This window comes from Duncaniella muris (assembly GCF_003024805.1).
GTDB lineage: Bacteria > Bacteroidota > Bacteroidia > Bacteroidales > Muribaculaceae > Duncaniella > Duncaniella muris.
Genome location: NZ_PUEC01000001.1, coordinates 185369 through 195595 on the forward strand (window position 1 = coordinate 185369; position 10227 = coordinate 195595).

Genomic DNA, 10227 nt, shown 5'->3' on the forward strand with positions numbered 1-10227 from the left:
AAGAAGGAGGTTCTGGCAACAAGATCGAAGTTGCTGCTGAATCATGTTGCAGACATTGACAGCATATTTAAACAGGTTGAAGATGAAGCCTTGTATTTGTTAAAGTATAAGTTGAAAGAATAGCAAGTTACATAAACATTTATTCAATAATATTTTAATTAAAACATTCATAATCATGAAAAAAAACATGCTCGCCACAACCGTGGTTATTGCCGCTGTAAGCGGAATCATCGGCTATTACAATCAATCACCGAATCAACAGCTGGGTGCTTTGGCGCTTGCAAATGTTGAGGCTCTTTCAAGTCAGGAAGATACGTCAGGCTACAGCAATACGGGGCCAGCAGAAGAAAAAAGATGCTATGGCGGCGGTCATAGGATGGTGTGTCGCTGTATAAACTCTCATCCATGCTCAGGTACAGATTGTTATTAACATGTTTGGATGAAGAAGTCGGTATAGCCTTTCGGTTTCAGCACGCTCAATAATACTTAAGTAATATTATTTGATATGAATCATTCCCCAATTTAATAAATAAACTTCCGAAATGAACCATTTATTCATTAGAATATTATTTACGACATGTTTTATCGGATGCGTATTGTCATGCTCAAAGGATAATAATGCACGAGACACAGATGTGCCACAGTCCGTTATTAATATAGATATGTGCAAGGATTCTTATGACGGCTTATATCGTGATCATCATGCTTCATTCGTAATTTTGAAAGAGGATGATGAAACGATGTTTATGGATATAGATAAAGTGAGGTTTTTCAATGGGAATTACTATATTCTCGACAGAAGTTCGGCTCGGAAACTCGTGTCATTTACCTCCGATGGATCACCGATGGGAAGCTACGGGAGACAGGGCAATGGGCCTGGAGAATACGTTTTTCCATGGGATATGGATGTGGATTCAACTGGTGTATATGTATTGGATACAAATAACCGAAAAGTAATCCGTTATTCCCACGATGGTACATTCATCAGTGAATCAAAGCTCAAGTTTCTCGCGGATGCTTTCAAACGCCTTCGGAATGGAAATTTCATATTCAATATCGCTCCTGACGGGAAAGCATCACCAAGCCTTTGTATTACTGACCCATCAGGACATATACAGACTTCTTTCTGCTATTATGAAGACGGATATGTAGGTGGTTGTACGACAAACAATGTGTTACGTGAAACCTCTGATGGTATATTATATTACAGAAGTCCGTTAGATACTTTAATAAAAATGGATAAAAACGGCAATGTAACCGGCCGAATAATTTTTGATTTCATGGAAAAGGGAATATCTCAGATAGCAAAAAAAGATTTTCTGGCATTTCGGCGCAATGAAGAAGACAAATCTTATCTGAGGCTTGTAGACACGCCATTTCCCCTGTCGGGCAGCCTATTGATAGGGCTGGTGGAAGATGAGAGCTCGCAGTACACAATTATTTGTGATCCGGTAAATAATATGTGTGGAAGCCGTAAGTTTACAAGCAATTCTTCTGTATATGACATCATCGAGCCTCTGACATCTGTAGGTGACTCTGTCGTAGTAAGTCTTATGAATGAGGAGCTGGCACATCGTTGCCGTGATTATGCGACTCTTCCAGATTCGATAAAAGATTCTCTTAAATCTGGGGCTCGTGTATTGGTTTTAAACACCTTGAATTAAACTGTCCGGCAGGCACAACAGAAAGATAGGCCATGAAAGCAATATCAATCCGGACTGTTGTAATGTTTATTTTCATCTTGATTCTTCAATCATGTAAGAATCAAGATGCAGTAAACAACGGTGGTGCTCCAGTGGTCAATATTTATTCCGGCAATAAGGAATTGACGTATGAAAAAAGCAGCCTGCATCTGATATCACGGAAGATACAAACCTGCTGATCATGAAGTGGAAACTCAAAAAATACTGAAATCAGAAATACCTTGACATGTAATAAAACAACTTTCAAGGGCGCTCGGCAAAACTATCGGTCACATGAAAAAGTGCAACATTAGAATTCTGTTGATAGTCATGCTTTACTGCATTGGATTGCGTGAAGCCGTGACGGGAGTTCTGCAACTCATGGGCTTGGCCGAAAGTCTGAATGCATCTTACAGCGTCACGGGAAGTTTTTATAATCCCGGACCTTACGCGTGCTGCCTGGCGTTGGTTTTTCCATTTGCTTTGCGTGATGCAAATTCATCAGACAATAAGCTTCAAAAACTGACGGGATGGACAATGGCGCTCTTCTGCGCCATTCTCATCCCCGTCACAATGAGCAGGACTGCTATAGCGGCCTGCGGTATCGGTGGAATCATTGCAATGTCAGATAGATCGAATCTTCGGCGATTGAGCAAAGGAAGATTATTAGCCTTAGGTATCATGTGTGTGATTATTGCAGGAGGTATATACATAGTAAAGAAAAACTCGGCAGACGGAAGACTGCTGATGTGGAAAGTCGCGGTTCAGGCTGCGATGGAAGTTCCGCTTACAGGGGTAGGCTGGTCAGATGTCGCCGGGACCTACGGAGAAGCTCAGGAGCAATATTTTGCGTCCGGCAAAGGTTCTGAACAGGAAATCATGGTGGCCGATGCTCCCGAATATGTGTTTAACGAATATCTTCAGATAGCCATAGCCTATGGCCCGTTGGCCGCGGCAGGGGTGATTGTCATGATAGCAGGCGCCCTTATGACAGCCATTAATAACAAGGTTTATGACTTTGCCGGTAGTTCAGCAGGAGCTGCAGTAGTAATGTTTGCCTCATATCCATTGCAGTTTCCTCTGTTTGTTATTGCCATTGCTCTTGTCCTCTCCGGTGCGTGGCTTTCATCCGCTTCCCGGATAATCGGCCCGGCTTCGGCAGGAATCATAGTGGTTTTTACCTGTCTGTTTCTCTCCAATAATGCAACCGGTGATGTCAGGTCTGATTTTGCAGTAGCCCATAATCTGCACCGTGCGCACAACTACCGCAAGTCAAACAATCTGCTTCTCGGAATGCTCCCACATTCAGCAGACCCCATGATACTCAATATCATCGCAAAAAACTATCGCGCTTTAGGGCAGCCTGACAGCGCGGAGCATTACCTTCAGAAATCAGTCAACCGCTGTCCAAATCGCCTTTATCCTCATTATCTGCTCATGCAGCTTTATGGCGATTCCACTTTTTTTTACCCGGTCCGTCAACGTCAGGAAGCGAGACACATATTGAACACTCGTGAAAAAATCCACTCACGGGCCATAGAAGAAATGCGTGAGGAAGCAAGTGAAATTTTAGGTGTAGAAGAATGAATCGGTTATTATCTTACATATTGTCCTGTTTGCTGGTCTCATCATGTACATCACATGATGAATTGCTTGATTATGCCCTTGAACAAGCCCGCAGCAATCGGCATGAGATTGAAAAGGTATTGACTCATTATGCTGGCGATACGCAGAAACAGGAGGCTGCACGTTGGCTCGTAGCCAATATGCCGGGACATTCGGTGATGTGGAGTGAAGGAGTACAGGCTTTTGCCGACTCAGTAATGCATCAGGGGCTTTCTCAGGAAAGGGGAAATCAATTGTGGGATTCATTGCAGAAGATATCCGCTACACCACAAAAACAACGTGATATAGAAACATTGTCGGCCGAGTTTCTGATTGACAATATTGACAAGGCCTTCCGGGCATGGAGCGAAAGCCCCTGGAAAAGCGAAGTGGATTTTGACCGGTTCAAAAAGTATGTATTGCCATATCGAGCCGATAATGAATTGCAGCGCATCGGCTGGCGCGATTCACTTAGAGCTACCTATGCGCCGGTCATCAAAGACGCAAAAACTGCGCGGGAGGCTTTTGAACGTCTGCGAAAAGCCGTAAATTCCGTAAAGAGAAAAGGGAAGTATGATTTTCCATATGTTATGGATGCCGTGGCCTTACGCAACCACTATTCCGGCGTGTGTCTTGAACGCTGTGTATATTTCACGGCTGTCTGTCGGGCCTTCGGCTTGCCTGTTGTAATTGACAATTGCGGGCAATGGGCCAATTACAGTAATCGCTCCCATACGTGGGTGGCACTCGTTCTTGACGATGGCACATACACGGTGGTAGATGAAGATTCAGTGGCAATAAAGTTCAATAAAATTGATGCATCGACTTTCGCACAAAATCAGACTATGCCGGAGGATTATCCATATACGGGTGAATTCAAGAAACGGTTGGTCAAGGTGTGGCGGCAAACTTTTGACCTCAATCCAATAGATGATGCCCCTTTGTTTGATGATAGTTCTGCCCGGCTGTCCTCTCCTCGACTTGTTGATGTGTCTGCAGAATATGGACTGAATGGGAAAGTCGAAATCAAGCCGGACTGTGAGATAGAAGATGTATGGCTGTGTTCCCATTCTTTATCAGGCGGATGGATTCCGCAGGCTCATGCCCAGGTAAAGATGGGGAAGGCAAAGTTTGAGCACATATCCGATTCAGTCATGCTTCTGCCTATGGGAATCATTGAAGACGTAAAAACGGCTTTAGGTGCGCCATTTTATATCAGCAATGGCCGGAAAATAGAGTTAAATGCAGATACGACAAAACTTGTATCAGCCACATTTACCCGGAAATATCCGATAAACGCCGGATGGCTCAACCGCTATGCTCAGATCCCATCCACCCGTCTGGAGGGTTGCAATGAACCGTCGTTTCAGCATCCTGACACATTGTTTACCATAACTGAGGTGCCTGTGTTTTATAATACAGCTCTGATTGATTCGCCGGGACGATACAGATATATTAGAGTAATAGCCGATCTGCCGAGTTATGCAAATATGGACCGGCTTGACATTTATGACAAAACCGGCACCCTGGTTGCCTCAGAAAAGAAAAGGCTTTTGGATCTTGGAACTTCAAAAACGATAAGCCGGATTGACTACTTTCCGTGGAACGACGGCAATTTCGTAGTCCCTGGCCATGATTATGAATTGGCTTATTGGCATAAAGACCGATGGAGAGCTATCGGCCGACAGCATAGTAATGATTATAGCCTCACATTTGACAACATCCCCTCAGGAGCTCTTCTAATACTCCACGACCTCACCGAAGGGAAAGAAGAGCGCCCGTTCACCCTTAATAATGGCAGGCAGATATGGTGGTAAAATCTTACAACTTTCCGTAACTATCGGATTTAATAAATCAATCACAGTTTAAAACATGAAATTTATACTTTATACATTTTTAGTCATTTGCTTTGCCCTATGTACAGGATGCGAATCAAGAAAATCTTATGTAGTGACTAATCAGCCACAGGCTTCCATTTTATTATCAGATTTTGACAGCTTGTTTTCTCTAAATCTAAAGGAGATAACTTTATCCAATGATTTTATCCTTTCCGAGGTGGAATCAATCGAGACTATTTGTCTTGAGACAAGTGACAAATCATTGATTGGCCGCATTTCGATGGTTGAAATTACTGATAGTCTAATCATAGTAGCAGACGATATAGCTCCAAAGAAAGTTCTTGCATTCAATATAGATGGAACTTTTAGCCATCAGATTGGTGCGATTGGTGAAGGGCCTGAAGATTATTCGTCGATAAATCAGGTATTTATTGCAAATGGGTCTGTGTATATCTTAGATTGGACGAGATCTAAACTCTTAACTTATAAACTAACGGGGGAATTTATTTCGGCCATAGAAATAGCAAGACCGGAAAGGCCCGAAAATATATATCTGACAGATGGCGGTTATATCGGCACGTATGCAGCTTACTTTGAACGTAATCCTTTTAATATCCGCACCTTTGGTATGGATGGGGTTGTGACAGGAACTGCTCTTCCGTTTAAATATACTCGCCCAAATCCCGCAGGACATATTGTGAAAGACGCACGGCTTGGACAATTATTTTATACAAGTTTATGTGATACAATATATAGCGTCTCGGACTCCGTTATAAATGCAATTGGGCGATTCGGCTTGTACGGACCAAATGATGTGCCCAATTTTATAGAAGCAACTTCTGCGTTGAATAACCGTGATTATTATAGATTCATGAATACGTCTTCCGACATAAAAATTGTCAATTATATAGAAATGACAGTTATGCCTGATAGTTGGTATATTGAATATCAGACGCCACAATACAGTTATTCATGTATAGTAGACCCTCTTACACTCAGATCAAAAAGGTATCTTCGCACTGATATATCCAATAAATTCTGTTACTTTCCGTTTGTAATAGTCGGTAAAAATGGAGCTGCATCTTTATTGTCTTACATGGATGAAACTGCTTCCAATGCGCTAAGTGAAGAGAATTTGAATTATCTTAGGGAATGTTTCTTAACAAAGGGGTGTAACCTTTCTTTTGGGGAATCTACTTTTGAAAATAATAATCCGGTTATAATTAAATTCAACTTGAAGACGTCAATGGCAGAAACAGATATTTAATATGCTGATAAGTAATACAGGAAACTTAAATCTTTTTGGTGAAGTTGAATTATTGAAATAGCAAATCCAATAAAAATGAGTCTTTGGTATAAAGTTATAATATTCTGTGCGCTTTTCCTATCAACAATAGGATGTGTAAAGGAAGAGACTAATATTCAAATGGAAAATGTCATTTATGAAATGCTTGTATCGGATGATACAAGCATAGAAGATTTTGCCATAACAGATATTTTAGGGGATACAATTTCCATTAAAACGCTTGTGGAGAATAATTCAATCGTCATAATCGGACTTTATAACATCGATTGTACCTCATGTGCAGAGCGGGAAATAGAATTATTGAAATCTATAGTTAGGAATGGCAATAATGATGACATTATAATATTAGGCAATTTTTCAAGTCTACGTAAAATGAAAATATTTCATGAAAACATTCCTTTAAAAATGTATTCTGATAAGAATTCAAAGTTGTTGGATTATATCGACCATGATGTGTTTATCTTTAGGCTTAGTACAGATTTAAAAGCTTACTCGATCGTAGATTTAATAGCTTATCCTGCGATTTCAAAAATATATTATGAAGCTGCGATTGAAAATAATAGGCTCAAAGATGAATAAATCAAATCATGAACAATTTAAAGAATTAAAACTCAAGCCGAAACCGATTTCAGATGAAAATTACATTACAATCATATCTCTTAATAACTATTCTTGCACTATTGACCTCATGCAGCAAGTCCTTGAGTGAAAAATCCGATGATATTCTCACCATTGACCTGACTCAGGAACTGACATCTATAACTCCAATTGTAGTCAGAGAAATCAGTCTGTCTACAGATGATGATCCTATCGGACATATGTCGAAGTTTGTGCCTGCAAAAGATGGGTTCTTCATTATGGATGCCATCAGAAATACCATATGGAAATTCAGTGAAACAGGAGAAAAAATAGGTAAGCTGCATAGTATCGGCAATGGACCGGGGGAATATAGCTGTGTGAGTGAGATTGACGTGTATCCTAACGGGGATTTGGCCGTATTTGACTTCAAGACTGGCAAGATTCATAGATATGACGGATTTCTCAATTTTGTTTCAAGCATAGAAATACCGGGAAGAGCCTGTGGTTTCTCTATTGGTAGCGACACATCTTATTTCGTGAACAAGGCTGGTGACAAGCATGAACTCAATATCAATCTTGGGCATTTTAACACTGCTGACGGAGACATTGAGCCTATTATAAAATCAAAACACAAACATGAGAACCTCGCCTTTGGCTCAGGGAATACACATTTTTGGAGATCTGGAAACGATGTAATTTTCTATGACATATTCACACTCGATTTCTATTTGATAAGAAATGATTCCGTAAGCCATTATTTTTCAATTCTATCAGATGATATTCCGGATAGTGATGTTGTGAAAGCTCTGGTTAATGCGACAATGGACCATCAATACTCATTTTCAGGTATTGATGCCGCTACGATCATTGACGTTCTGTATGCTTTCAAATGTGATGATATACTTTTGTTCGGGCTTCATTCAACTCCATCACGACACATTTGCTATCAGTTCAGTGACAATCAGATGTTTTCGCTCAATATGAACACACCTCCATTCTATGGCGCTTTGCAAGGTGCTATCGGTGTGTATCAGGACTGTTTTGTGACCAATAAACAGCCTCTTGATGACGGGAATCCATCTATTCTACTTTATAAATTCAATAATTGAAAATATGGCAGTTTGATTTCAATCGGTCATAGAATCATATAATACTTACAAATGAAGAATATATTAAAATCAGTGGCCATTATTTGCCTCATGCTAATAAGCTCTTGTGCCAATACAAATAAAACTGATGCCGAAAAAGGGATTGATGTGATTAGCATAAATAAATCCGGTCGATTCACATCCGATACATTGGTGGAATCAGTCACGTATTTGGGATTGAAACCATTAGATGATTGTGAAATTTCCGGAATTGACAAAATAGTTCGTGTTGACAGTCTGTATGTAATTGGTGATTTCCGGCGAGGAATTATATGCGCATACGATTCTGAGAGCGGAAATCCAGGATTCATTATAAACAATATCGGCCAGGGGCCCGGTGAATATTCCGAATTGAGTTGCTTCTGTTGTGATAAATCTCGGATATACGTTGTTGATAACAGACGTCAGCAGATGTTGGTCTATGATGCCTTGTCCGGTAAATTTGTTGAATCTAAAAGAATGCCTATAATCCCGGATGATGTTGAGTCACTGGATAATGGCGGTTTTCTGTTTGTTACCGTGCCCCTTGGTTCCAGACGAAAATTGCCAAATTCAAATCACAGGGTTCACATATCAGACAAAGACCTGAATATTGTGGACAATTTATTCGAGTATAAAGATGATGAGTTTGATCCTATTGGCCAGCGCTACTACTTGACGAAGAATAATAACAAGATTGTGTTCGGATCTCTTATGTTTGACGGTTATACAGTAATGGATGATCGTGACCCCTCAAAATATCATCAAGTCAAAATTGATTTTAAGAACGGACTGCAAGGGAAAAGTGATATTGATATGCGAGATGTCAAAAACTACGATCATCTTACATTGCCTCCATTCATCAGTGGGAACAATGCCATAATATCGTACACTCTTGGCGATGGTTACATAGAGTATGGGCTGTGGAATAAAGATGTAAATGGAATACTTCCAATGCCATCAGACAATATTTCAAAGGCTATAATGCCTGTTGTTGGTGTTGATGGTGACAAATTTATCGGCTATTATGATTCATATGATAGATATAAATCAGCCGTAGATCATGGATTTGCAAAAGCGTCTGAATCGGTGGAAGATATTTTGAAATCTGAAGGTAGTGCACTTGTAATATATAAGATGCGGCAACAAGTACCCTCTAATACCGAAAATTGATTGAGCAGCTACCTCTACGCACCGATATTTATCAGGATGTCGCCAACCGAAATTCTATTTTAATTCAAATACGTGTTATTCGACATGAAGATCTTTTTTAATATTGTAATCTTGACTATTTGTCTTGTACTATCTGGATGTACTCCTGAAGATCAGGCAACAACGATTTCATTCGACAACCGGATCTCATTTTCAGAGTTCCCTGCCGTAGTAAGTCTCGATTCAGGTACTATTATCGATACAAAAACTATTGGAAATCTACAATTCCGCGTAATTGATTCTCTAATGGTCATAGCAACGGCTGAAAGAGAAAATTCATGGAAAGTCAGAAGTATTCAGGGAGATTCCACTTTGTTAGAGTTTATATCGATAGGCAGTGGACCGGATGAATTCGTCTCCTCTCCTCTGATATCTCAGGCTTCTTTTTTTAATGGTGATGGAAATATATACATACTTCTGCCTGACAATTATCGGCAGCAACTTCGAAAGATTGATCTTTCAAAGTCAATTGATTCAGGTCAAATGGAATCAGATGTAGAGAATAATCCTCGGATTAATAATTTTTCTGTTTATAGTAACTTCTCAGACACCAGTACCCGGATATTTGTTTCGGTTAATCCATCCGAAGGGTCTATAGAACGAACAATCTTAAAAGACGGGTCGGAACTGTCTTTAAACAGCATACAGCATCTGAATCAATATAAAGTGCCCGCACCTGATAAACTTGGACTGCTTATGCCCAACATTATCTTCAATTGTGATAAGAACCGTATTGTTGAAGTATTAGAACTAAGTAAGTCGTAAAAATTAATTTATACTAAGCCGTATGGGCAAAATTGATATAGAGTTCAGATCCAAGCGCAGCCAACGCACGGTTAGTTGCATAGATCAGGGAGTCTGTGGAGCAATAATCCGCA

At 40.2% G+C, this 10227-nt stretch carries 9 protein-coding genes; all 9 read left to right on the plus strand.

The features are described 5' to 3' along the window. Positions 1–175: 175 nt before the first annotated feature. The 9 genes from C5O23_RS00735 to C5O23_RS00775 all read left to right on the plus strand — a co-directional run bounded on the left by C5O23_RS00735 (position 176) and on the right by C5O23_RS00775 (position 10114). On the plus strand, positions 176–430 hold the full coding sequence (locus tag C5O23_RS00735; protein WP_240597547.1) for an NVEALA domain-containing protein: 255 nt from the start codon (positions 176–178) through the stop codon (positions 428–430). Positions 431–662: 232 nt separating this feature from the next. Next, the gene (locus C5O23_RS00740) at positions 663–1664 is read left to right on the plus strand and encodes a 6-bladed beta-propeller (RefSeq protein ID WP_240597549.1); all 1002 of its coding nucleotides are present in this window, start codon (positions 663–665) and stop codon (positions 1662–1664) included. 312 nt (positions 1665–1976) lie between these two features. Continuing rightward, positions 1977–3269: an O-antigen ligase family protein gene (locus C5O23_RS00745; protein ID WP_107031034.1), complete on the plus strand. Its 1293-nt coding sequence runs from the start codon at positions 1977–1979 to the stop codon at positions 3267–3269. Next, positions 3266–5104, plus strand: a complete 1839-nt coding sequence (locus tag C5O23_RS00750; protein ID WP_107031035.1) for a transglutaminase domain-containing protein — start codon at positions 3266–3268, stop codon at positions 5102–5104. Before C5O23_RS00745 ends, C5O23_RS00750 begins: the two co-directional genes overlap by 4 nt. Before the next feature lie 55 nt (positions 5105–5159). Next, positions 5160–6392 carry a 6-bladed beta-propeller gene (locus C5O23_RS00755; RefSeq protein ID WP_107031036.1) on the plus strand — a complete coding sequence of 411 codons (1233 nt, stop codon included), beginning with the start codon at positions 5160–5162 and terminating at the stop codon, positions 6390–6392. 75 nt (positions 6393–6467) lie between these two features. Then, entirely contained in the window at positions 6468–7010 is a 543-nt protein-coding gene (locus tag C5O23_RS00760; protein ID WP_107031037.1) for a hypothetical protein, read from the plus strand. A 53-nt stretch (positions 7011–7063) separates the two neighbouring features. Beyond that, positions 7064–8119: a 6-bladed beta-propeller gene (locus tag C5O23_RS00765; RefSeq protein ID WP_107031038.1), complete on the plus strand. Its 1056-nt coding sequence runs from the start codon at positions 7064–7066 to the stop codon at positions 8117–8119. Between the two features lie 51 nt (positions 8120–8170). Next, positions 8171–9310 (plus strand): 6-bladed beta-propeller, encoded by a 1140-nt coding sequence (locus C5O23_RS00770; protein ID WP_107031039.1) that lies wholly within the window; start codon positions 8171–8173, stop codon positions 9308–9310. Positions 9311–9394: 84 nt separating this feature from the next. After that, positions 9395–10114 (plus strand): hypothetical protein, encoded by a 720-nt coding sequence (locus tag C5O23_RS00775; protein WP_107031040.1) that lies wholly within the window; start codon positions 9395–9397, stop codon positions 10112–10114. Positions 10115–10227: the final 113 nt, after the last annotated feature.